We start from the raw sequence: 23,383 nt of genomic DNA on the forward strand, positions 1-23,383 counted from the left end.
TGCTTTTCTTCTCTCTGCGGGGGAGAACTCGACAAGACTGTCGATCTGCACAGCGAAGCTGCCCGGATGCAGGTGCCCCGCAGGGGCGGATGGGGTGTGGCGAAGTCGTGGAGCGTGAGGGAGATGGCGGGCAGGCTCGCTGCATTGCCGCTCCGCCCATCCTCATTCCCATCCCCCTCCCGAAAGGAGAGGGGCTTGGGGGATCAGGCGGACTCCGGCGCGTAGCGCGGGAATTTCAGCGCGATGTCGGTGCCTGTGAAGTGACCGACCCAGCCGTCCGGCTCGGTGAAGAAGCGGATCGCGACGAAGCTCGGCTCGGCGCCCATGTCGAACCAGTGGGTGGTGCCGTCCGGCACCGAGATCAGGTCGTCCTTGACGCATTCCACTTCGTAGACCCTGTCATCCACGTGCAGGGTGAACAGCCCCGAGCCGGCGACGAAGAAACGCACTTCGTCCTCCTTGTGGTAATGCTCGTCGAGGAACTTCAGGCGGATCTCGGCGCGGTTGGGGTTGTCCGGCGCGATCGAGGCCACGTCCACGCTCTTGAATCCATGCGTGGCGACCAGGCGGTCGATGTCCTCGCGGTAGGCCGCGAACACCTCCTCCTGGCTGGCGCCCGGCATGACCGGGTGCTTCGCCTGCCAGCGCTCGAAGGTGACGCCGATCTTCTTCAGTTCGGCGCTGATGACCTGGCCGTCGCGGCTGTCCAGCAGCGGGGTGGCGGGATCGGTGTCGTTGAAGATGCGCAGTCGGCTCATGGCGGCGGCTCGAGGCGGGGGGAGGGAAGGTTAGCAGCCCCCCTGTAGGAGCGCACTTCAGTGCGCGAGGAGGTTCAGCCGGGTAGTGCCACGTCGCGCACTGAAGTGCGCTCCCACCGATGCGATGGGGTCAGTTGGCGCGCAGCCGGCGCAGCTCCAGCTCACAGTGGAGCAGGAACTCGAAGGCCTCCAGGTGGCGACGCGCCTCGGCCATGTCGCGGCCCCAGGCATACAGGCCGTGGCCGTCGATCAGGTAGCCCCACATCGGGCCCTGGTCCAGTTGGGCCTCCACCTGTGCGGCGAGCACGTCCATGTCCTGGGTGTTGGGGAATACCTTCAGGTCCACCGCGGTCTCGTGGGTGGAATTGCCGTGCAGCGCCTTGAGCAGCTCATAGCCTTCCAGGCGGATATGCCCATCGCCGCCATGCAGGCGCGAGGCGATGGTCTGCACCGGCGAGTGCGTGTGCAGCACGCAGTTCACTTCCGGGAAGCGCGCATAGAGCTGGGTGTGCAGCAGGGTTTCGGCCGACGGGCGCAGCGGCCGGCCCACGGCCTTGCCGTCGAAGTCCACGACCATGATGTCGGCCTCGACCAGCCGCCCCTTGTCCTTGCCGGACACGGTGATCGCGGCATGACGGTCGTCCAGGCGGTGCGAGAAGTTGCTACTGGTGGCCGGCGTCCAGCCGGCCTGCGCCAGTTCGCGCACGTTGTCGATCAGCAGCTGGGCCAGTTCGCTCAGGCGCTGGGCGTCGTAGGGAGCAGAGGGGGCGTTCATGCCCCCCATTCTACGTTGCTCAGCCCTGCTTGTTGGTCTGGCGCAGCTTGCTGTGGCGATGGCTGTAGGTGAAGTAGATGACGAAGCCGGTCAGCGTCCACAGGCCCATCAGCATCCAGTTGTGCAGGGTCATCGCGGTGAGCAGGGCGATGCAGCTGAGCACGCCCAGGCTGCACAGCAGCCAGGCCGCGGGCATGCGGAACGGGCGCGGCAGTTCGGGGTGGGTACGGCGCAGCACCAGCACGCCGGCGCAGACCGCGGCAAAGGCGATCAGCGTGCCCATCGAGGTCAGCTCGCCGAGGATGTCCAGCGGGAACAGCGCCGCCAGCAGGGCGATGCCGATGCCGGTGATGACCGTGTTGATGTGCGGCGTGCGGTACTTCGGGTGGATGCGGGTGAATACCGGCGGCAGCAGGCCGTCGCGGCCCATGATCATGAAGATGCGCGGCTGGCCGATGATCATCACCAGCACCACCGAGGACAGGCCGATCAGTGCGCCGACCTCGACGATGATGCGCAGCCAGCCCAGTTGCGGGTGCGCGGCCACCGCGGTCACCACCGGCTCGGCGGTGCCGAGCAGCTTGTACGGCACCAGGCCGGTCATCACCGCCGCCATGGCGATGTACAGCACGGTGCAGACCACCAGCGACAGCAGCATGCCGATGGGCATGTCGCGCTGCGGCTTGTGCGATTCCTGCGCGGCCACCGACACCGCCTCGAAGCCGATGTAGGCAAAGAACACCATCGCCGCGCCGCGCAGCACGCCTTCGAAGCCGTATTTGCCCGGGCCTTCGTTGGCGGGGATGAAGGGGGTCCAGTTGCCCGGGTCCACGTACTTCCAGCCGGCGAAGATCACCAGCACGATCAGCCCGGTCTTGAGGATGACCATGCCCATGTTCATCGCCGAGGACTTGCGGATGCCGACGTAGCACAGCCAGGTCAGCAGCAGCACCAGGCCGGCCGCCGGCAGGTTGGCGATGGCGCCGGTGGGGCGCAGCTTTTCGTCCAGCGGCGCGTTGACCAGCGCCGCCGGCAGGTGGATGTCGAAATGGCTGAGCAGGCTGAGGAAATAGCCGGTCCAGCTCACCGCCACCGCCGAGGCGGAGACGCCGTATTCGAGCACCAGCATCCAGCCGATGAACCAGGCCGACAGTTCGCCAAAGGTGGCGTAGGTATAGGTGTAGGCGCTGCCCGAGACCGGCACCATCGCCGCGAACTCGGCGTAGGCCATGGCGCAGAACGCGCAGCACACCGCGGCCAGGATGAAGGACAGCATGATCGCCGGGCCGGCGTGATTGGCCGCGGCCTGGCCGGTGATCACGAAGATGCCGCCGCCGATCACCGCGCCGATGCCCAGCGCGGTCAGGCCCCATGGGCCGAGGGTGCGGCGCAGGCTCAGGCCATTGGCCTCTTCATGGGCGGCGTGAGGATGTTTGGTGGCCCACAGTTGCTTGAACATCATGGTGCGTTTTCGCTCGTCGTGCGTGCAGGAACGGCCGGCGCAGGGGCCGGCCGGAAAGGATCAGGCGTTCTGGTTCAGCTTGCTGTGGCGCATGCCGTAGCCGAGGTAGATCAGCAGACCCAGCACGGTCCAGCCGACGAACAGGTGCCAATGCACCACGAAGGCCTGCAGGAACAGCGCCACGCAGGCCAGCGCACCCAGCGGGCAGATCAGCCACGGCAGCGGCACCTTGAACGGGCGCGGCATCTGCGGGCGGGTATAGCGCAGTACCAGCACGCCGACGCAGACGGTGGCGAAGGCCAGCAGGGTGCCCATCGAGACCAGCTCGCCCAGCACGTTCAGTGGCACCATGCCGGCCAGTGCCGCGGCCAGCACGCCGACGACGATGGTGCTGACGTACGGAGTGCGGAAGCGCGGGTGGACCTTGCCGAACGCCTTGGGCAGCAGGCCGTCGCGGGAGATGGTGTAGGCGATGCGCGACTGGCCCATCATCATCACCAGGATCACCGAGGACAAGCCGGCGATGGCGCCGATCTCCACCGCGGTCTTGAGCCAGGACAGGCTGGCGTAGGGTTCCAGCGCGGTGGCCACCGGCTTGTCGGTGCCCAGCAGGTTGTACGGCAGCATGCCGGTCAGCACGGCGCAGACCACGATGTAGACCACCGTGCAGATCGCCAGCGAGCCGAGCAGGCCGATCGGCATGTTCTTCTGCGGGTCCTTGGTTTCGCCGGCCGCGGTGGAGACCGCGTCGAAGCCGATGTAGGCGAAGAACACGATGGTCGCCGCGCGGAACACGCCACTCCAGCCGAACTGGCCGAAGGTGCCGGTGTTCTCGGGGATGAAGGGGTGCCAGTTGGCCGGATCGATGTAGTGGATGCCGAAGCCGACGAACAGGCAGATCACGGTGATCTTGATCGCGACGATGATCGCGTTGACGAAGGTCGACTGGGTCACGCCGATGTACAGCAGGCCGCTGATGGCCGCCACGATCAGCACCGCCGGCAGGTTGAACAGCTTGCCCGAGGCGACGAACTCGCTGCCGGTCCAGGCCAGTGGCGCCGCGCTCAGCGCGTCCGGGAAGGGGACGTGCAGCGTGGTGGTGATGAAGCTGATCAGGTAGGCCGACCAGCCCACCGCGACCGAGGCCGAGGCGAACAGGTATTCCAGCACCAGGCACCAGCCGATGAACCAGGCCATGCCCTCGCCGAGGGTGGCGTAGGAATAGGAATAGGCGCTGCCGGAGACCGGCATCATCGCCGCGAACTCGGCGTAGCACAGGCCGGCCAGCGCGCAGGCCAGGCCGGCGAACACGAACGACAGCATCACCGCCGGTCCGGCATGGTTGGCCGCGGCCTGCCCGGTGAGCACGAAGATGCCCGCGCCGATCACCGCGCCGATACCCAGCATGACCAGGTGCTTGGCTGTGAGGGTACGCTTGAGCGTGGCTTCGCCCTGCAGGCTGCCTTCCACCGGTTCGCCGGCATCCACGTGTGCGGTCGGCTCGACCGGTTTGACCCTCAACAGTGTTTTGAGCATTCGCTGTTTTCCAGACCTGGGTGTTGTTCCGCGCATCCGCGGGGGATGCGCAAGGGACGATGCAAGCTGAACCGCTGGCAACGGCCTACCTTGCCAAAGGCGAGGGAAACCGACAAGCGCAGGTGCAGCATGGACGGCGATAATGGGCGCCGGATCGGACCGATGGGATGTGCCTGCAGTCATGCACGAACACGATGGGAACCTGCGCGGGGCGCTGCAGGACTACGCGCGGCGGGTGCCGGAACACAGGGCGGTGGCGGACGAGTTCCTGCAGCTGCTGGACGAGGGCGGCGGCGACCCGTTCGGGCGCTCGCGCCTTGCCGGCCATTTCACCAGCAGCGCCTGGCTGGTCAGCGCCGACGGCCGCCGGGTGCTGTTGACCCACCACCGCAAGCTGGAGCGCTGGCTGCAGCTGGGTGGCCATGCCGACGGCGATCGCGATCTGGCCGAGGTGGCGCTGCGCGAGGCGGAGGAAGAGTCGGGCCTGCCCGGGTTGCGGCTGGAGACGCGGATGCTGTTCGACCTGGACCGGCACTGGATTCCCGAGCGCGGGCAGGTGCCGGGCCACTGGCACTATGACGCGCGCTACGTGGTGCGCGCCGGGGCGGACGAGCGTTTCGTGGTCAGCGAGGAGTCGCTGGACCTGGCATGGCGCGACATCACGGCCATCGCCGCCGACGCGCGGGCGGACGAATCCCTGCGGCGCATGGCGCTGCGCTGGCTTGCCGCGTAGGAGCGCACCGAGGTGCGCTCCTAAGGGTGCGGGGCCGGTTCAGTACAGGATGCGGGTGCGCAGCGTGCCTTCGATTGCGGCCAGTTCGTCGCGGATCGCGTTGGCCTGCTCCTCGGTGGCGGTGATGTCCACGACCACGTAGCCCAGCTTCGGGTCGGTGCGCAGGAACTGGCCGTCGATGTTGAGGTTGTGGCGCGAGAACACTTCGTTGAGCCGCGACAGCACGCCCGGCACGTTGCGGTGGATGTGCAGCAGGCGCAGGCTCTGTTCGTGCTCGGGCAGGGTCACTTCCGGGAAGTTGACCGCCGACAGGGTGCTGCCGTTGTCGCTGTAGCGGACCAGTTTGGCGGCCACCTCGATGCCGATGTTGTCCTGCGCCTCCAGCGTGCTGCCGCCGACGTGCGGGGTCAGGATCACGTTGTCGTGTTCGATCAGCGGCGACTCGAAGCGGTCGCCATTGCCCTGGGGTTCGACCGGGAACACGTCCAGCGCGGCGCCGCCGATGTGCCCGGAACGCAGCGCCGCGTCGAGCGCATCGATCACCACCACGGTGCCGCGCGCGGCGTTGATCAGGTGCGCGCCGCGTTTCATCTTCGCCAGCTGGGGCGCGCCGATCATCCATTGCGTGGCCGCGGTTTCCGGCACGTGCAGGGTGACGACGTCGGCGCGGGCGAGCAGGTCGTCCAGGCTGGCGGCCGGCTGCGCGTTGCCCAGCGACAGCTTGGTCTCGATGTCGTGGAAGATCACCTGCATGCCCAGCGCCTCGGCCAGCACGCCGACCTGGGTGCCGATGTGGCCGTAGCCGACGATGCCCAGGACCTTGCCGCGCACCTCGTGGCTGCCGGCGGCCGACTTGGACCAGCCGCCGCGGTGGCATTGCGCGTTCTTCTGCGGCACGCCGCGGGTAAGCATGATCGCCTCGGCGATCACCAGTTCGGCCACCGAGCGGGTGTTGGAGTAGGGCGCGTTGAACACCGGGATGCCGGCCAGCTCGGCGGCGTCCAGGTCCACCTGGTTGGTGCCGATGCAGAAGCAGCCGGCGGCGATCAGGCGCTTGCCGTGCGCCAGCACCTCGGCGGTGAGCTGGGTACGCGAGCGCAGGCCGACGATGTGCGCCTCGGCGATGCGCGCCTTCAGCTCGTTTTCCGGCAGGGCCTTGGTGTGGTATTCGATCTGCGTGTAGCCGGCCGCCTTGAACGTTTCCACCGCGGTCTGGCTGACCCCCTCCAGCAACAAAACACGGATGTCCTGCTTCGGGAACGAGGTTTTCTTCGGCGACATGGCGGTGGCGGCTGTGCGAGCGGAGGGAGTTGCCGACTATGCCAGAAGCGGCCGGCTTTTGTGCACTGCGACAGTTGGTAATGTCTTGATAACCCGACAGTTTCAGCTGAATCCATTGCCGCCGCGCGCGGCCGCTGGACGTGCCGTGCCCCGGCTGGCAGGCTTGCCGGTTTCCCCTGCCGAGCACGCCGCCGCCATGACCGATCCGCGCCTGGATACCCTGCTGCAATCCTGCCCGGGGCTGCGCCTGAAGACCGATCCGGCCGACCTGGAGCACTACGGGCGCGACTGGACCCGGCGCTGGGCGCCTGCGCCGCTGGCGATCGCGTTGCCGGGCAGCGTCGAGGAAGTGCAGGCGGTGGTGCGCTGGGCCAATGAACACAAGGTCGCGGTGGTGCCGTCCGGCGGCCGCACCGGCCTGTCCGGCGGCGCGGTCGCGGCCGACGGCGAGCTGGTGCTGAGCCTGGAACGCCTGAACAAGGCGCTGGATTTCAACGCGGTGGACCGCACCCTGACCGTGCAGGCCGGCATGCCGCTGGAAGCCGTGCACAACGCCGCCCGCGAGCACGGCCTGCTTTACCCCGTGGACTTCGCCGCACGCGGCTCCTGTTCGATCGGCGGCAACATCGCCACCAATGCCGGCGGCATCCGCGTGATCCGTTACGGCAACACCCGCGAATGGATCGCCGGGCTCAAGGTCGTGGCCGGCAACGGCGAACTGCTCGAGTTCAACAAGGGTCTGATCAAGAACTCCAGCGGCTACGACTTCCGCCAGCTGCTGATCGGTTCGGAAGGCACGCTCGGCATCGTGGTCGAGGCGACGCTGAAGCTGACCGACCCGCCGCCGGCGACCAACGTGATGCTGCTGGCGCTGCCATCGTTCGAGGTGCTGATGCAGGTGTTCTCCGCGTTCCGCGAACGCATGCAGCTGGAGGCGTTCGAATTCTTCACCGACCGCGCGGTGCATCACGTCACCGCGCATGGCGCGCCGTACCCGTTCGCCGAGACCTACCCGTATTACGTGGTGACCGAATACGCCGCGGCCGACGAAGCGGGCGAGGCCGCGGCACTGGCCGCGTTCGAGCACTGCATGGAGCAGGGCTGGGTGCTGGATGGCGTGATCAGCGCCAGCGAGGCGCAGGCGCAGCAGCTGTGGCGCCTGCGCGAGGGCATCACCGAGTCGCTGGCGCGCTACCGGCCGTACAAGAACGACGTGTCGGTGCGCATCTCGGCGATGCCGGCCTTCCTGGACGAGGCGCAGGCGCTGATCAGCGGCGCCTATCCGCATTTCGACGTGGTCTGGTTCGGCCATATCGGCGACGGCAACCTGCACATCAATGTACTCAAGCCCGAAGACAGCTCCGATGCCGAATTCCTCGGCCAGTGCGAGCAGGTGACCAAGCTGCTGGCGCAGGTGCTGCACCGCTTCCACGGCAGCATTTCGGCCGAGCACGGCATCGGCCTGGTCAAGAAACCTTACCTGTCCAGCACCCGCGATGCGGCGGAGATCGCGTTGATGCGCGGGGTCAAGCAGGCGTTCGACCCATTGGGTTTGATGAACCCGGGCAAGCTGTTCGATCGCTGAGGGCGCATCGCCGGGCCGCCGGGAACGGCAGCCCGTTATGCTTGCTTCCCGTTCCACGACTCCCGCACGCCGATGATCCGCCCGATCCTGCTCCTTGCCCTGGCCATCCTCCCGTTGTCGGCCCTGTCCTCCAGCTTCGCCGGCACCACCGCCGGATCGGCGGCGGGCGCGTCGTCGCATTCCAGCAGCAGTTCGTCCGGCGACGACAAGGTGGTGCTGGACGCGCGCGATGATGCCGCCGCGTTCGTCGCCAGCGAGGGCGCCATCCGCGGCGCCTGGCTGGAAGCGGCCCTGGTCCACCTGCGCGAGCGCGACGCCGCCGCGCGCGATGCCAGCGACATGGCGCTGGCGCGGAAGATCCTGGCGTTGTGACCGCCGCCTGCCGGCGGCTGCGCCGGCCTTGCTGGACATTGCTGCTGTGCGCGGCCATCGCCGCGCCGGTGCAGGCGGCGCTGCGGATCGACGTCGCCGCCGACGGATTGTCCCCGCAGGAACTGCAGGCCAGCCGGCAACTGGTCGGGCAGGTGCTGGTACGCGTGCCCGTGCCGGTACGCGACGAGCGTGAACTCATGCTGCACCTGCGCTGGCGCGACGACCTGCCCGGACATGTCGCCGGTCGCGCGCGCGGCAGCGAACTCGGGCTGGACCGCAGGCTGCTCGCGGCATTGCTCAACGACGGGGCAGGCGCATCGACGCCGGCGCGGCGGCAGGCGCAGGCGGCGCTGATCCACGAACTGGCGCATGCGCTGGACCGCTCCGCGATGGGCAACTGGTCGCGAGATGCGCGCTTTCTCGATCTCGCCGGATGGCAGGTGCGGCCCCTGCTGCCGGGCCGCGGCCGCAACCGCTTCGCGCTGCGCAGCCCCGACCGCTACGAACTGCACAGTCCAGCCGAGTTCTTCGCGGTCAACCTGGAGCACTACCTGCTCGACGCCGACAACGCCTGCCGGCGGCCGGCGCTGCACCGCTGGTTCGCCGCGACGCTGGGGCCGCCGCCGGAGCCGGCGCCAGCGTCATGTCCAACGGCGTTGCCGTTCGTGGAAGCCGGCGAGCGGGACGGCATGGCCGGCCTGCTGGAACTGGACCCGGCGCGTGTATATGAGGTCGATTACCTGCTGGCCGAGGGCAACGGCCAGCCGATGAGCCGCTGGGGCCACAGCATGCTGCGGCTGGTGATCTGCGCGCCAGGGCGTGCGCCGGGGCCGGCGTGCCGGATGGACCTGCAGTACCACAGGGTGCTGTCCTTCCGCGCTTTCGTCGGCGACGTGCAGTTGTCCAACTGGCGCGGCCTGACCGGCTCGTATCCTTCGCGCCTGTTCGTGCTGCCGCTGGATCGGGTGGTCGAGGACTACACCCGGGTCGAACTGCGCAGCCTTTCGTCCGTGCCGCTGCGGCTGCGGCGCGACGAGATCGCCGCGCTGCTGGAACAGGCCGCGCACGTGCACTGGTCCTACGATGGCCGCTATTACTTCGTCAGCAACAACTGCGCGGTGGAGACCTGGAAGCTGCTGCACGACGGCGTGCCGCGCCTGGCCGGGCAGCGCCTGTCTTCGATCACGCCGGTCGGCCTGCTGCGCCGGCTCGAGCGCGGCGGGGACGCGGTTCCGGTGTCGCCCGGCGACCGCGCCGCGGCGGTGCGCGCCGGTTATTACTTCGAATCGGATGCGCCGCGCTACCGGCAGCTGTTCGACGTGGTGCGCGCGGGGCTGCAGCCGCCGGTGGCCGGTGTGGAACGATGGCTGGACCTGCCGCCGGGCGAGCGCCGCCGCTGGATGGACGCGGACAACGAGCGCCTGCTGGCCGCGCTGCTGGTGCTGGAGCAGGCGGCGTGGCGCCGCGGCGAGCTGCGCGTGCGCGACCTGCTCAAGCGCAGCCTGCTGGCGCGCGATGGCGATGCTGCTGCCTTGGGGCGCGTCCGCGGACTGCTCGAACAGGCGGGCCTGCTGCTGGCGCCGGGCGCGCTGGCCGGCGACGGTTATGGCCTGCCGTCGGAGCGCGAGCGCGCCACTCTCCGCCACGACGTGGCCGGGCGCACGCAGGCCGCGGACGATGAATGGCGTTCGCTGAACAGCGCACTGCGGGACCTGTTGCCCGAGGCCGAACGCGCACGCCTGCAGGGCGTGGAATCGAACCTGGATCACCTGCGCCAGCGCCTGCGGTTGCGGTACGGTAGCGAAGCCGCCGGCGTGGATGCGACGCTGCGGCCATGAACGCCACCGGAGACCGGGTTTGAACCAGCCGCCGCACTACCTGCCGCGTCACGACGACGACAGCCGCCTGATGGAAGGCATGATGCAGCTGCGCTCCTGCGCGATCCTGGAACTGGACGACGATGGTCTGATCCATGACGGTACCGCGGGCGTGGAGGCCATCTACGGCTATGCCCGCGAGGAGCTGCGCGGGCGCAGTTTCGCCGGCCTGTTCAGCCGCGCCGACCAGGAGCGCGGAATGCACCTGGCGCTGCTGGCGCGGGTGCGGGAGCAGGGCATCGAGCAGTCGGCCTGCCCGCTGGTGCGCAAGGACGGTACCCGTTTCCGCGCGGCGCTGACCATGGAGCGGGGCGTGTTCGATGGAGGCGCTCCGCGCATCCTGATGGTGGTGCGTGACATCACCGAGTTCTTCCAGAACCAGAAGCGCGTGCAGGAGGCGCAGGAAAGCGCGATGCGCGCGCAGCGGCTGGACGCCTTCGGCAAACTCACCCTGGAGCTGGCGCACGACTTCAACAATCTGCTGTCGGTGATCGCCAACAGCCTGGACATGCTGTCCGTGCGCCGTGCCGAGGACGAAGGCACGCGGCGGCTGCTGGACCTGGCGCATCGCGCGGTCGAGCGCGGTACCGGGCTGACCCGGCAGATGCTGGTGTTCGGCCGCGGCCAGGCGCTGGTACCGCAGCTGTGCCGGATCAACGAACTGCTGGCGGCCTCGCAGGATCTCTACCAGCGCGTCTGTGGCGATGGCGTCCGGGTGACGCTGGATCTGGCAGATGGCCTGCCGCTGGTCGCGGTGGATGTCGGCCAGCTGGAAGCGGCCCTGCTCAACCTGCTGGGCAACAGCCGCGATGCGATGGGCGGGCACGGCAGCGTGTCGCTGCAGGCGCGGCTTGAGCAGCGTCCGCCCGCTTCCGGGATCGGCAGCGCCGCCGGCTATGTCCGCGTCACCGTTGGCGACAGCGGGCCGGGCATCGGCCGGGAAATCCGCGACACGGTGTTCGAGCCGTTCTTCACCACCAAGCCCGAAGGCGAGGGCAGCGGATTGGGGTTGAGCCAGGTGCACGGCTTCGCCGCGCAGTCCGGTGGCATGGCCGATATCGGCACGTCCGCGCTGGGCGGCGCGGCGGTATCGATGTATTTCCCGGTGGCGCAGGACGCGCCCGGCGCATAGCGCCGCAGGTGGCGGCCACTCAGAAGTCGTAGGCCAGACTCAGTCGGTTTTCCCGGTAGCCGGCGCTGCGCCCGCGCTGCTGCTGAACGGCGAAGTAGTCGCTCACGCTAAGGCCCTTGAGCGCGCCATCGAAGCGGTAGCTGGCGAAGGCCATGTACTCGCGCTGGCCGATGGACGGACGGTCGCCCGCCGGGCTCAGGTCCATGTACGACCAGCGCGCGCCCCAGCGCAGCCGTTCGTTCGCGGCAACGTCCAGATCGACCGACCACGCATCGCCGCTGCCCAGGTCCTGGGTGCTGGTCAGATAGGGCTGGGCGAACAGCGGTCCGGAGGTCTGGTAGCTGGCGTAGGGCGTGGCCAGCGTGCCGTTGCGGAACGCGCCGGCACGGTGCGGCATGCGGTTGTGGTTGAGCGTCGCCGTCGCCCGTTGGCCGCGCAGGCCGAGCCGCAGGCCGTAGGTGTGGTTGTCCACCGGCCCCAGCAGCGCGGCGCCCTGTTCGTGCTGGCGGGCGAACTGCACGGCCGCGAACGGGCGCAGTGCGCCGTTGCGGGCAGCCAGCTCGACCTGGGCGTAGTACAGGTCGGCGTAGTCGAGGTAGCGGATCAACCAGGCCTGGCCGCTGGCGTCGACCGCACCGTACGCGGCCCGGCGGGCGCCGCCCAGCGCCCAGAAGCCGTCGGTGGCGGTGTCGCCCACGCCCGGGTGCAGCGGCGAAAAGCGGCGGTTGTAGTTGGTGGCGCGCGCGAACGATTCGTCGATGCGCGACTTGTAACGGAACATGCGCATCGCGCTGAAATGGCTGCCGCCCTGGCCGTAGCGCAGGCGCGCGCCCTGGTAGAGCTGCGGCACGATGCGGAAGTCGTAGCTGGAGGTGAAGGGCACATCGTCGATGGCCTGGTTGCCGGCGCGCAGCAGCAGGTTTCCGCCCTGCCACTGCAGCCAGCTTTCGCCCATAGAGGTGAGATCGCGGTCCAGGTCGCGGTCGCGGCCGGTGCCGGCATGGACCAGGCTGCGCTGCAGGTAGGCGCTGGCGCGCAGCGATACGCCGTGCAGCGGCGCGCTGGTGAAGCCGAGCCGGCCGCCGGTGGCGAGGGTGTCGCGGTCGACCCCATCGGCGAAGAAGGCGTTGCCGGTGGCGTAGTACTGCCCACGCAGGCTGCCGTCGGCCCGGCCGAGGGCGAACATCTGGCGCAGGTCCTGCGCCGGTTCCGCGGCGATGGCGGTGGCGTGAAGCAGCAGGAGGGGCAGGAGGCAGCGGCGGCAGGAGCGCATCGGTCGGTCCGGGCAGGGGAAGGCCCCGCGCCGCCGTGGCGGAGAGGGAGGTGCCGGGTTATCGGCGCGCCGCCGCCGATCTTCACAGACGACGACGGCGCCACCGGGGCGCCGTCGCTTGCCGCTGTGTCGTGCGCCGGGTCAGTCGGCGCGGCCGCCGAACTCGCCGGTGGTCGTGTTGACCAGGATGCGCTCGCCGTTGGTGATGTACTCCGGCACCATGATCTCGATGCCGGTGTTCAGCTTGGCCGGCTTCGGGCGCTTGGTGGCGGTGCCGCCCTTCAGTTCCGGCGGGGTTTCCACCACTTCCAGGGTCACGTGCTGCGGCATCTGGATGGCGACCGGCTGGTCGTCGATCACCTGCACGTAGATGCCGGTCAGGCCCTCGGTGATGTAGCCGGCGTCGTCGCCGATCACGTCCGCGTCCAGCGTGTACGGGGTGTAGTCCTCGTCGTCCATGAACACGAAGGCGTCGCCATCCATGTACGAGAAGGTGGACTGGCGGCGCAGCAGCTCTACTTCCGGCAGGTTGTCGTCGGCGTCGAAGCTGGCGTCGAGCTTGTTGCCGCCCGGCACGCTGTACATGATGAAACGGAAGCGGACGTTGCCGCCGCGGCCCTGCGGCGAGCTGCGCTCGATGTCGCGGATCTGGTAGACGCCGTTGTTGTATTCGACGACGTTGCCTTTCTTGATATCGCTGGCTTTCATGCTTGGAAAGTCGGTTGGGGTAAGGGATGAATTGAAACGGGCGCCTTGTGGGCGCCCGCGGAGTGGATCACTTGGGCGCCAGGCGCACGGCGCCATCCAGGCGGATGGTTTCGCCGTTGAGGTAGGTATTGCCGATGATGTGGCCGACCAGCGCGGCGAAGTCGTCCGGCTGGCCCAGGCGCGACGGGAACGGGATCGAGGCAGCCAGCGATTCCTGCACGTTGGCCGGCATGCCGTCCACCATCGGCGTCCAGAACACGCCCGGTGCGATGGTCATCACGCGGATGCCGAAGCGCGATAGTTCGCGCGCCATCGGCAGGGTCATGCCGACCACGCCGCCCTTGGAGGCGGAGTAGGCGGCCTGGCCGATCTGGCCTTCGTAGGCGGCGACCGAGGCGGTGTTGATGATCACGCCGCGCTCACCGTCGGTGCCGGCCTCGTTGTGCTGCATCAGGTCGGCGGCGGCCTTGGCCACGTTGAAGCTGCCGACCAGGTTGACCATGACCGTGGCCTGGAAGTTGGACAGCGGCATCGGCGCCTCGCGGCCGAGCACGCGGCCCGCGCCGAGGATGCCGGCGCAGTTCATCACCACGTTCAGCCCGCCCAGGAACTCGCGCGCGGCGGCGAGGTTGGCGGCCACGCCGGCCTCGTCGGTGACGTTGGTGGTGAAGTAGCGGGCGTTGTCCGTGCCCAGTTCGGCGACCGCGGCGGTGCCTTTCTCCTCGTTGAGGTCGAACAGGGCGACCTTGCCGCCGTTGGCGACCAGGTGCCTGGCCACGGCCAGACCGAGGCCGGAGACGCCGCCGGTGACGACGGCGCGGACGGAGGACAGCTGCATCGGGACGCTACCTGCAATGGGTTGGCCGGTGATTCTAGCCGATGCCGCCGTCTCCACAGCGGGACGGCGGCCCGTTAGTACTGTCGGGGCACGGGGACAGGCATCGGCGGGTGCGCGGGCACGCGCAGTACGGCAGGCACCGGCCTTTCCCGCCACAGGAACTCGAGCCGGCAGTCGTCGGCCGTGCGCCGGCACATGGCCAGGGCCTTGTCGATGGCGGTGCGTTCGTCGCTCTCGCCCAGCGCATGGCCGAAAGCAGCGCTGCCGCTGGCGATGGCCGAATACCCCGCATCGGCCGACGTGCTGGCGACCTGGGTGCAGTTGGCCGAACGGCGCGCGCAGTGGCCCAGGGCGGTCTGCAGGGCGAGGCTGGCGGAGGGGTGGTGGTAGGCGAAGCCGTAGGCGCCGGAGTCGGAGAAGGCCACGGCCGAAGCGGCCAGGGCCTGCCCTGCCGGGAGCAGGGCGAGGACGATCAGAGCTGTGCGGATCATGCCGGGGAGTCCTTTCGGTGTATCTGTCAGTGGTTCATGGCCTTGCCGGCCTTGCTGCCGTTGTCGCGGCCCAGCACGCCGGCCAGCCAGCGCCCGGTGGCCGCCAGCGCGGGCAGGTCGATGCCGGTTTCCATGCCCATGCCGTGCAGCATGTAGACCACGTCCTCGCTGGCGACATTGCCACTGGCACCGCGCGCATAGGGACAACCGCCGGTACCGGCGACGGCCGCGTCGACCACGCGCACGCCGTCCTCCAGGCAGGCGGAGATGTTGGCCAGCGCCTGCCCGTAGGTATCGTGGAAATGCACCGCCAGCGCGGCCATCGGTACTTCCGTGGCCACCGCGCGCAGCATCGCGCGGGCCTTCAGCGGCGTGCCGACGCCGATGGTGTCGCCCAGCGAGATTTCATGGCAGCCCATGTCGTGCAGCGCGCGGGCCACCCTCACCACGTCGGCCAGCGGCACCTCGCCCTGGTAGGGGCAGCCGAGCACGGTGGAGACGTAGCCGCGCACCTGGATGCCATCGGTCTTCGCCCGTGCCAGCACCGGCGCGAAGCGCTGCAGCGACTCGTCGATGCCGGCATTGGTGTTGGTGCGGTTGAACTGCTCGGAGGCGGCGGTGAACACGGCCACCTCCCGCGCTCCGGCCGCCAGCGCGCGTTCGTAGCCCTGTTCGTTGGGCACCAGCACCGGGTAGGCGATGCCGGGGCGGCGCTGGATGCCGGCCATGACCTCGGCGGCGTCGGCCAGCTGCGGCACCCACTTCGGGCTCACGAAGCTGGTGGCCTCGATGGTGCGCAGGCCGGTGGCCGACAGGCGGTCGATCAGCGCGATCTTGTCGGTGGTGGCGACCTGCTGCTTCTCGTTCTGCAGGCCGTCGCGCGGGCCGACCTCGACGATGCGGACGAAATCGTTCATCGCGCTTCCCCCGCGACCCAGCGTGGCGGGCGCTTCTCGAGGAAGGCCGACAGGCCTTCGCGGCCTTCGTCCGAGGCACGCAGCGCGGCGATCAGCCCGGCATTGGCGCGGTCGAGCGCGTCGCGGTCGCCGCCGGCGGCTTGCACCTCACGCACCAGCACCTTGGCCGAGGCCGCGGCGACCGGGCCGGCCTTGCCGATCAGGTCCAACTGCGCCTGCACCGCGGCGTCGAGCGCGTCGGTGGCAACCACCTGGTGCACCAGACCCATGCGCAGGGCGGTGGCGGCGTCGAAATGCTCGCCGGTGGCGAACCAGCGCCGCGCCTGGCGTGGGCCGATGGCGGCGATGACGTAGGGTGAGATCACCGCCGGCAGCAGGCCCAGGCGGCTTTCGGTCAGGCCGAAACGCGCGCCCTCGGCGGCGATGGCGATGTCGCAACAGGCCACCAGGCCGACGCCGCCGCCGAAGCTGGCGCCGTGCACGCGGGCGATGGTCGGCTTGGGCAGTTCATCCAGGGTGCGCATCAGCCGCGCCAGTGCCAGCGCGTCCTGGCGGTTCTCCTCCTGCGAGGCGCCCGCCATGGCGCGCATCCACTGCAGGTCGGCACCGGCCGAGAACGAGGGGCCGTGCCCGGCCAGGACCACCGCCCGCACCGCCGGGTCGGCGCCGAGGGCTTCCAGCGTGGCGGTGAGGGTGGCGATCAGCCCGGCGTCGAACGCGTTGTGCAGCCCGGGGCGGTTCAGGTGGAGCGTCGCCACGGCCCTGTCGTGGTGAACGCGCAGTGCATCGCTCGCAGGTTCCGGCGCCCTGCCGGTTGTCGAATCGTTTTTATCTTCCATAAATCAATCGCTTGCCTGATCTGAATTTGTCTGTCTTTAAAAGAGATGCTCGGGCGGCGGAAGGTCAGGCCAGCCTCTTGCTCATGAATATCCGTTCATGGCCTGCTGGATAGTCGCCGAGACGGCCAAAACATGCATAGCCCTGGCGGACGTAGAACCCCTCGGCTTGCCAGTCGAAAGTGTCCAGGCGGGCAGAGTGTGCACCCAGGGCGCTCGCCCTGCTTTCGCACCACCCCCAGTCCCGACGCCCTCTGGCCGGGTTCGACCCACAGCGCCTGGATCTCCAGCCAACCCAATGCCACGTCCGCCAGAATGCCGCCCAACAGCGCACCTTCCGGATTTCGGGCGACGATGCGGATCGCAGCCTCGGAGCATTTTCCCGTAAACGGTCGGTTGTACTCCTGGAGCGATTCGCAGAGGTGATCGACGTCCGCGGGGTCCGCCTGCATCAGAATGGCTTCGTGGGTGGTCACTCTCTTCCTGCCGGTCACCATGTTCCACCGGATCGTCTGGATACTAGCCTGCGCGCCAGGTCCGTGCTGCCTTGCCGGCTGTCGCCGGCCAACAGCGTAAGTCCACAACGCTGCTGGCAAGTCGCGCCCTGAGGTGCGGTAAAGGCGATGGCTACTTTATTTCCGGGAAAGCGACGTCATCGCCATAGACAATGCCCACGATGGCTTCCAGAAACGCATTGGTCGCAATGCGCTCGCCATTGGTCGAGTACGCGATGGCCACCTCGTCGGCCGGGTTGTAGATGACCCGCGAATGCGAGCCGAGCACGTCGCCGCCATGGCCGAGAAAACGATGCTCCCCGAACGTGAACTCCGCCAGTCCCCTTCCCCAGCCGCTGCCCAGGGCCGGCATCATCTGCTCCACGGTCTCCCTGCGCAGGATCCTGTACCCGAACAGGCTGGTTATCAGCACATTCAGATCCTGGGTGGTGCTTGCGATATCACCAACGCCGATCACATTGGAATAGCCGATATCCTTGATCTCCCCCCACTGTCCCACGAACGCATAGGACTTGAAGGTATTGGCGGGATGGGCCCCTGCCGAAGCGAAATTTCTGAGGCCAAGCGGTTCTGCAATCTCCTGCGCGACGATCTGGTGGTAGGCGCGCCCGTATTTCCGCTCGAGGATCATCCTCAGCAGGAAATACGCGGAGTTGGAGTAGGCAACGTGTTCGCCGGGCTCGAAGGCAACCCCTTGTCTCTTGATCTCCTCCAGGATCTCTTCCTGGCTCACTTCGTCAACCACCCAGACCGAGCCGTTCCTTATCGCGAAATTTCCCAGGCCGCTGGAATGCGCCAGCAGGTTCCCGATGGTGATCTTCCGCGATGACGGCATGTCCGGATGGAAGTCGGACAGCCTGTCGTCCAGGCTCAACCGCCCGTCTTCGATCAGCTTGAACGCCAGAATGGCCGTCACCATTTTCGTCACGGACGCGATCTGGTATTTGCTGTTCTCATCATGGAAAACGCCAGGCAGGTTCTTCTGCCCGAAGCTCCGGCCATAGACCTCGTGACCGCCCTTGAAAATGGACAGGCTGCCGATGCCGCCGTTGTTGTCTTCCACCTGGCTGAGGAATTCGTCCAGCCTTTCCTCATGCACCCCTTGCGGCGATACAGGGGCCGCATGCGCAAGCGCGAAAGCCGGAAGAAGCAACAACAGGGCAGCCAATCTCTTCATGTCGTTCGCCTGGATTCAGTTCTTCAACGGCTTGCGCGGCGTGATTGCCAATGCCTGCGACTGGGGCGCCTTGCGCGGAAGGCCAAGGACATCGAAGAGGCCACGGCCTGCCGACGCTACCGGGGCCGACCCGGATCTTCGGCATCCTCCCGCGCGGCGATTCTCTCGACCAGCGTATCGATCGCCACCTCCATGGCGCGCGCGGTCTGGTCGCCACTCTGGTTGGTGATGACGAATATGCCGAGATCGTACTTGGGCATGATGTAGATGTAGCACTGCGAGCGGGGCACGCCGCCATGGTGGGCGTAGTAGACGCCCTTCAAGCGGTCGCCGCTGACGATGTTCCAGAAATAGCCGATGCTGAATTCCGGATCGAATTCGACGAGGGGACGGTGCGATTCCGTCGCGACGGGCCCGCCGCCCAGCTGGAATTCAAGGTATTTCATCATTTCCGGGACGGTCGCCTTCACGTTTCCGGAGGCGCCCCAGGGCAGTTGCGGCATCGGCGTGGTCGGTACCGGGTTGTCGCTGTGATAGCCGACCGCAAGCCGGGTGGCTTCGGCGTCATCCAGCCTGATTCTGAGGCCGGGCATCGCCGCGGAACCGCGGAAGAATCCGCGCAGCAGCGACTCGTAGTCGCTCTTGTAGACCGTCTCCAGAATATGCGCGACCAGTTCGGTTCCGGTACTGGAATAGGCGTAGTCCTTTCCGGGTGCCTGGCCGATCTCGACGGCGTGCAGGTCCCTGAAGAAATCGGCCTTGCCGTAGCCCGTGTAGATGGCATTGAGTTCGCCGGGCGTACCTTGATCGGTAAAGTCGGCGAGTACCGTGTTCGCGCGTTCCGGCAACATGTTCGGCAGGCCGCTGGTATGCGACAGCAGGTGGCGGACGCGGATGGGATCGCCCTTGTATTGCAGGTTCGGATAGTCCCCGTGCAGATACATCCGGACATCGTCGTCCAGACCCACCCTGTGCTCCAGCACGGCATTGGCCATCAGGGTGCCGGCCAGGGTCTTGCTCAGTGATCCGATTTCATACAGGGTCGCATCGGTCGGAAAGCCGGGCTTCCCGGCTTCCATGTCGCCGCGATGACGGATGAATTGCTTGCCGCGATGGACGACTCCGATCGAGGTCGAGTGGAGCAACGGCTGCTCGATCAGCGTTGCGGCGACCTCATCGATGTCCGCCCCCAGGTCTTTCGCTGGCGCATGCTTCCCCGCGCAGCCCGCGGCCAGGAGCGCGGCGGACAAGGCGAAGCCGTGGAGCCACCGCCTGTTCCGAACAATCATCGAAATCGCTTGCATGCGTCGGCGCTTGAAGGGGAGGGCGGCAAGGGCGCTCACGATAGCCGATCGCCGAATCCCACGCCTGCGTCCGCTCCCGCGCTTGTGTTTGTCCGGGGCTGTGGCCATGGCCGCCGAAAGCAGGAGCCGGAATACGGTCTTGGGCATTTCCTGTGGGTCGGGCTTGCCCGGCGGTGCCGCCCGATCCGTCGGGCTGGGGGAGGCCGCCGGCATGGTGCGGCTGAGTGGTAATGGGAGTCCGGCCTGGCCGCGGCCATATGGTCGCTCAGGGCCTCGGAGCCATCGGATTCCACGCGTGCCCGGGCGCCCGGATCGTGGCGGAGCGTCCGGGGCAGCAAGACGCGGCGCGGCGGTGCTAGAATTGATAACCATTCTTATCAACTCATTCAAAGGCGCCATTCAGTGACGTTGTCAGATTTGCCGCTGCATGCACCCGCGCAGGTGGAGGCGGTGCAGGACCTGCATGCCAATGATGCGATCGCCCGGCGGTTGAGGGAACTGGGATTCGTCGATGGTGAGGACGTGCGCGTGGTCGCGCGCGGGCCGGTGGGCGGCGAGCCGCTGCTGGTACAGGTCGGTTTCACCCGCTTCGCGCTGCGGCGCAGCGAGGCCGCCCGCGTCCGGATCACGAAGGAGGATGCGGCATGAGCGCAGCGACGACCGTCGTGTCGCGTCTGGCCCTGGTCGGCAATCCCAACTGCGGCAAGACCGCGCTGTTCAACCAGCTCACCGGCAGCCGGCAGAAGGTGGCCAATTACGCCGGCGTCACCGTCGAGCGCAAGGAAGGGCGCATGCGCGGACCGTCCGGGCGTGAATACGCGGTGCTGGACCTGCCGGGCGCCTACAGCCTGCAACCGGCGAGCCTGGACGAGGCCATCACCCGCGACCTGTGCCGCGGCTTCTACCCCGGCGAGGCCGCGCCCGACGCGCTGGTGTGCGTGATCGACGCCACCAACCTGCGCCTGCACCTGCGCTTCGCGCTGGAAGTGCGCGAGCTGGGAAAACCAATGATCGTGGCGCTGAACATGGTCGACGCCGCGCGCCGGCGCGGCATCGAGATCGACGTGGCGGCGCTGGAGCAGGCGCTGGGCGTGCCGGTGGTGGAAACCGTGGCGGTGCGCCGCAACGGCGCCAGCGAACTGGTCGCGCGCATCGACGCGATGATGCCGCAGCTGGCGTCCATGGCGCCGCCGCAGGTCGTGCCGGCCGCCGACCATCATGCCCAGGTCCGTAACATCCTCGCCACGGCGGTGCGCATGCCCACGCGCACGGCGAAGATCGACGACGCGCTGGACCGCTGGCTGCTGCACCCGGTGTTCGGGCTGCTGACCCTGGCGGTGGTGATGTTCCTGATCTTCCAGGCGGTCTACGCCTGGGCCACGCCGCTGATGGACGGCATCGAGGCCGGCTTCGCCTGGCTCGGCGGGTTCGTTGGTTCGACCCTGCCGGCAGGACCGCTCAGCAGCCTGCTGGTGGACGGCATCATCGCCGGCGTCGGCAGCGTGGTGGTGTTCCTGCCGCAGATCCTGATCCTGTTCTTCTTCATCCTGGCGCTCGAGGAATCCGGCTACCTGCCGCGCGCGGCCTTCCTGCTGGACCGGATGATGGCCGCAGCCGGCCTGTCCGGGCGCTCGTTCATCCCGCTGCTGTCCAGCTTCGCCTGCGCGGTGCCGGGCATCATGTCCACGCGCAGCATCCAGGACCCCCGCGACCGGCTGGCGACGATCCTGGTCGCGCCGCTGATGACCTGCTCGGCGCGGTTGCCGGTGTATGCGCTGCTGATCGGCGCGTTCATTCCGCAGAAGACGGTATGGGGCGTGTTCAACCAGCAGGGGCTGGTGCTGTTCGGCCTTTATGCCGCCGGCATCCTCAGCGCGCTGGCGATGTCGTGGACGATGAAGAAGTTCCGCCGCGACAAGGGCGAGCACCCGCTGCTGCTGGAACTGCCGTCCTACCGCCTGCCGCATGCGCGCGACCTGGCGGTCGGCCTGTACGAGCGCGGCATGATCTTCCTCAAGCGCGTGGGCGGCATCATCCTGGCGCTGACCATCCTGCTGTGGTTCCTGCTGTCGTTCCCGGCAGCGCCGGCCGACGCCACCCTGCCGGCCATCGACTACAGCTTCGCCGGCCGCATCGGCCATGCGATGGCGGTGTTCTTCGCGCCGCTGGGCTTCAACTGGCAGATATGCATCGCGCTGATTCCCGGTCTGGCCGCGCGCGAAGTGGCGGTGGCCTCGCTGGCCACGGTGTACGCGCTGTCGGCGGCCGACGACGATGCGGCGGCACAGGCGCTGACCCCGCTGATCAGCGACGGCTGGTCGCTGGCCACCGCGCTGTCGCTGCTGGTCTGGTACATCTACGCGCCGATGTGCATTTCCACGCTGGCCACGATCAAGCGCGAGACCAACTCGTGGAAGCAGATGGCGTTCGCTGCCGGCTACCTGTTCGCCGCGGCCTGGCTGGCCTCGCTGGTGACCTACCAGGTCGCCGTGGCGCTGGGAGCGGGCTGATGGACCGGGGCCTGCTGCTGCAGTACGCGATCATCGCCCTGGCCGTGCTGGTCAGCGCGTGGGTGGTGCTGAAGAAGCAGTTCCCTGGCACCGTGCGCCGGCTGCGCGGGGCGTTGGCGTTGTGGCTGCTGAAGCCGCAGCGCTCGCCGCGGCTGCAGGCGCTGGGGCGCCGGTTGGCGCCGGCCGCGTCCGGCGGCGACAGCGCCTGCGGCGGCTGCGATGGCTGCGGGCCGACTCCACCCAGGCAGCATTGACGGAGCCTCCCGGCAGGCGCGACCCACGTCGCGACTGGCTCGCCGGGACGGCCCGATCGCGGCATGCATCGCGCCTGCGGTTGTTTCCGGCGGTCGAGGTACATCCGCCAGCGATTCGGATCATGCGGCCGCTGCTTGTCTCCGGTCGCTGCAAGGCGGTAGTTTGCGGGTTATGAACGAGACTCCCACACGGTTGCTGATCCATGGCGCCTCCGGTCGCATGGGCCAGGCCCTGCTGCGGCTGGCGGCGGCAGACCCTTCGCTGCAGGTCGTTGCTGCCGTGGTGCGCAAGGCGCCGGCGCAGCGCGTGATCGACGGCGTACCGCACTTCGCCGCCAGCGAACTGTCCGGTGCGCCGGCATTCGACGCGGCCATCGATTTCAGCCTGCCGGAAGGTTTCGACCCGGTGCTGGCGCTGTGCGTGGCGCGCGGGGCGGCGTTCGTCTCCGGTACGACCGGTATCGACGCGATGCAGCAGGCGGCGCTGGACGCCGCGGCGCAGCGGATCCCGCTGACCTGGGCGACCAATTTCAGCCTCGGCGTGGCGGTGCTGGCCGAGCTGGTGGAGCGTGCCGCGGCGAGCCTGCCGGGCTGGGACTGCGACATCGTCGAGTCGCACCACGTGCACAAGAAGGATGCGCCTTCCGGTACCGCCCTGACCCTGGGCGAGTCGGCCCGCCATGGCGGAGCCGAGCCGCATTACGCCAGCCTGCGCGCCGGCGACATCATCGGCGAGCACCTGGTCCAGTTCACCGGGCTGGGCGAGCGGGTGGAGCTGGTCCACCGTGCCACCAACCGCGACATCTTCGCCCGTGGCGCCCTGCATGTGGCGCGGCAGCTGCACGGACGGGCGCCGGGGCGCTATTCCGTGCGCGACCTGGTGGGCGCCGGCGCCAGCTGAACAGGCGCCGGCCGGAGGGTAGGGCGGGCTGGCGGCCGCCTACGCGGCGCTGGCGCCGGTGGCGCCCATGCCATTACAATTCCCGCTCGCCGAATCACGTCAGCCGGACCGGTTTCACACCGCCGTCCGCGCTTTTTTGCAACCGGTT

Annotated in this window: 22 protein-coding genes; 9 read left to right on the forward strand and 13 right to left on the reverse strand. The window is 68.4% G+C overall.

The annotated features are described in order from the left end of the window. Positions 1–203: 203 nt before the first annotated feature. From AC1DGW_RS06000 to AC1DGW_RS06015, 4 genes are all read right to left on the reverse strand, one after another. Positions 204–758 carry a 1,2-dihydroxy-3-keto-5-methylthiopentene dioxygenase gene (locus AC1DGW_RS06000; protein ID WP_478020514.1) on the reverse strand — a complete coding sequence of 185 codons (555 nt, stop codon included), beginning with the start codon at positions 756–758 and terminating at the stop codon, positions 204–206. Positions 759–888: 130 nt separating this feature from the next. Next, the gene (locus AC1DGW_RS06005) at positions 889–1,533 is read right to left on the reverse strand and encodes a methylthioribulose 1-phosphate dehydratase (protein WP_478020516.1); all 645 of its coding nucleotides are present in this window, start codon (positions 1,531–1,533) and stop codon (positions 889–891) included. Between the two features lie 19 nt (positions 1,534–1,552). After that, entirely contained in the window at positions 1,553–2,992 is a 1,440-nt protein-coding gene (locus tag AC1DGW_RS06010; RefSeq protein WP_478020688.1) for an amino acid permease, read from the reverse strand. A gap of 63 nt (positions 2,993–3,055) precedes the next feature. Next, complete coding sequence (locus AC1DGW_RS06015) at positions 3,056–4,531, reverse strand: amino acid permease (protein WP_478020518.1); 1,476 nt, start codon at positions 4,529–4,531, stop codon at positions 3,056–3,058. A gap of 181 nt (positions 4,532–4,712) precedes the next feature. On the opposite strand from AC1DGW_RS06015, the gene AC1DGW_RS06020 reads away from it, so the two are divergent. Then, the gene (locus tag AC1DGW_RS06020; RefSeq protein ID WP_478020520.1) at positions 4,713–5,264 is read left to right on the forward strand and encodes an NUDIX hydrolase; all 552 of its coding nucleotides are present in this window, start codon (positions 4,713–4,715) and stop codon (positions 5,262–5,264) included. Positions 5,265–5,303: 39 nt separating this feature from the next. On the opposite strand, the gene serA is transcribed toward AC1DGW_RS06020, so the two are convergent. After that, complete coding sequence (gene serA / locus AC1DGW_RS06025) at positions 5,304–6,545, reverse strand: phosphoglycerate dehydrogenase (protein ID WP_478020522.1); 1,242 nt, start codon at positions 6,543–6,545, stop codon at positions 5,304–5,306. 196 nt (positions 6,546–6,741) lie between these two features. Here serA and AC1DGW_RS06030 point away from each other — a divergent pair, with 196 nt between their 5' ends. From AC1DGW_RS06030 to AC1DGW_RS06045, 4 genes are all read left to right on the forward strand, one after another. Then, positions 6,742–8,130 carry an FAD-binding oxidoreductase gene (locus tag AC1DGW_RS06030; RefSeq protein ID WP_478020690.1) on the forward strand — a complete coding sequence of 463 codons (1,389 nt, stop codon included), beginning with the start codon at positions 6,742–6,744 and terminating at the stop codon, positions 8,128–8,130. Between the two features lie 72 nt (positions 8,131–8,202). After that, positions 8,203–8,502, forward strand: coding sequence for a DUF2388 domain-containing protein (locus AC1DGW_RS06035; RefSeq protein WP_478020524.1), 300 nt, complete (start codon positions 8,203–8,205; stop codon positions 8,500–8,502). After that, the gene (locus AC1DGW_RS06040) at positions 8,499–10,340 is read left to right on the forward strand and encodes a DUF7844 domain-containing protein (RefSeq protein WP_478020525.1); all 1,842 of its coding nucleotides are present in this window, start codon (positions 8,499–8,501) and stop codon (positions 10,338–10,340) included. Before AC1DGW_RS06035 ends, AC1DGW_RS06040 begins: the two co-directional genes overlap by 4 nt. A 19-nt stretch (positions 10,341–10,359) precedes the next feature. Beyond that, positions 10,360–11,511, forward strand: coding sequence for a two-component system sensor histidine kinase NtrB (locus tag AC1DGW_RS06045; protein ID WP_478020526.1), 1,152 nt, complete (start codon positions 10,360–10,362; stop codon positions 11,509–11,511). Between the two features lie 19 nt (positions 11,512–11,530). Here the strand turns inward: AC1DGW_RS06045 and AC1DGW_RS06050 are convergent, their stop codons facing one another. The 8 genes from AC1DGW_RS06050 to AC1DGW_RS06085 all read right to left on the reverse strand — a co-directional run bounded on the left by AC1DGW_RS06050 (position 11,531) and on the right by AC1DGW_RS06085 (position 19,609). Next, the gene (locus AC1DGW_RS06050; RefSeq protein WP_478020528.1) at positions 11,531–12,784 is read right to left on the reverse strand and encodes an OprD family outer membrane porin; all 1,254 of its coding nucleotides are present in this window, start codon (positions 12,782–12,784) and stop codon (positions 11,531–11,533) included. A gap of 141 nt (positions 12,785–12,925) precedes the next feature. Further along, entirely contained in the window at positions 12,926–13,492 is a 567-nt protein-coding gene (gene yeiP, locus AC1DGW_RS06055; RefSeq protein WP_153193128.1) for an elongation factor P-like protein YeiP, read from the reverse strand. 67 nt (positions 13,493–13,559) lie between these two features. Further along, positions 13,560–14,330 carry an SDR family NAD(P)-dependent oxidoreductase gene (locus AC1DGW_RS06060; protein WP_478020531.1) on the reverse strand — a complete coding sequence of 257 codons (771 nt, stop codon included), beginning with the start codon at positions 14,328–14,330 and terminating at the stop codon, positions 13,560–13,562. 74 nt (positions 14,331–14,404) lie between these two features. Further along, positions 14,405–14,821 (reverse strand): DUF4189 domain-containing protein, encoded by a 417-nt coding sequence (locus AC1DGW_RS06065; protein ID WP_478020533.1) that lies wholly within the window; start codon positions 14,819–14,821, stop codon positions 14,405–14,407. A 26-nt stretch (positions 14,822–14,847) separates the two neighbouring features. Continuing rightward, positions 14,848–15,738 (reverse strand): hydroxymethylglutaryl-CoA lyase, encoded by an 891-nt coding sequence (locus AC1DGW_RS06070; protein ID WP_478020535.1) that lies wholly within the window; start codon positions 15,736–15,738, stop codon positions 14,848–14,850. Next, the gene (locus tag AC1DGW_RS06075) at positions 15,735–16,577 is read right to left on the reverse strand and encodes an enoyl-CoA hydratase-related protein (protein WP_478020537.1); all 843 of its coding nucleotides are present in this window, start codon (positions 16,575–16,577) and stop codon (positions 15,735–15,737) included. Before AC1DGW_RS06075 ends, AC1DGW_RS06070 begins: the two co-directional genes overlap by 4 nt. 624 nt (positions 16,578–17,201) lie before the next feature. After that, positions 17,202–18,266 carry a serine hydrolase domain-containing protein gene (locus AC1DGW_RS06080; protein WP_478020539.1) on the reverse strand — a complete coding sequence of 355 codons (1,065 nt, stop codon included), beginning with the start codon at positions 18,264–18,266 and terminating at the stop codon, positions 17,202–17,204. Between the two features lie 116 nt (positions 18,267–18,382). Beyond that, the gene (locus AC1DGW_RS06085) at positions 18,383–19,609 is read right to left on the reverse strand and encodes a serine hydrolase domain-containing protein (protein ID WP_478020541.1); all 1,227 of its coding nucleotides are present in this window, start codon (positions 19,607–19,609) and stop codon (positions 18,383–18,385) included. A 363-nt stretch (positions 19,610–19,972) separates the two neighbouring features. Here AC1DGW_RS06085 and AC1DGW_RS06090 point away from each other — a divergent pair, with 363 nt between their 5' ends. From AC1DGW_RS06090 to dapB, 4 genes are all read left to right on the forward strand, one after another. Then, entirely contained in the window at positions 19,973–20,218 is a 246-nt protein-coding gene (locus AC1DGW_RS06090) for a FeoA family protein (RefSeq protein ID WP_478020543.1), read from the forward strand. Then, on the forward strand, positions 20,215–22,080 hold the full coding sequence (gene feoB / locus AC1DGW_RS06095) for a ferrous iron transporter B (protein WP_478020545.1): 1,866 nt from the start codon (positions 20,215–20,217) through the stop codon (positions 22,078–22,080). Before AC1DGW_RS06090 ends, feoB begins: the two co-directional genes overlap by 4 nt. After that, positions 22,080–22,334 (forward strand): DUF6587 family protein, encoded by a 255-nt coding sequence (locus tag AC1DGW_RS06100; protein WP_478020547.1) that lies wholly within the window; start codon positions 22,080–22,082, stop codon positions 22,332–22,334. The genes feoB and AC1DGW_RS06100 overlap by 1 nt, the downstream gene beginning before the upstream one ends. 172 nt (positions 22,335–22,506) lie before the next feature. Continuing rightward, positions 22,507–23,235 carry a 4-hydroxy-tetrahydrodipicolinate reductase gene (dapB, locus tag AC1DGW_RS06105; RefSeq protein ID WP_478020549.1) on the forward strand — a complete coding sequence of 243 codons (729 nt, stop codon included), beginning with the start codon at positions 22,507–22,509 and terminating at the stop codon, positions 23,233–23,235. The last annotated feature ends 148 nt before the right edge of the window (positions 23,236–23,383 follow it).

The organism is Stenotrophomonas sp. 05N423 (assembly GCF_056397145.1).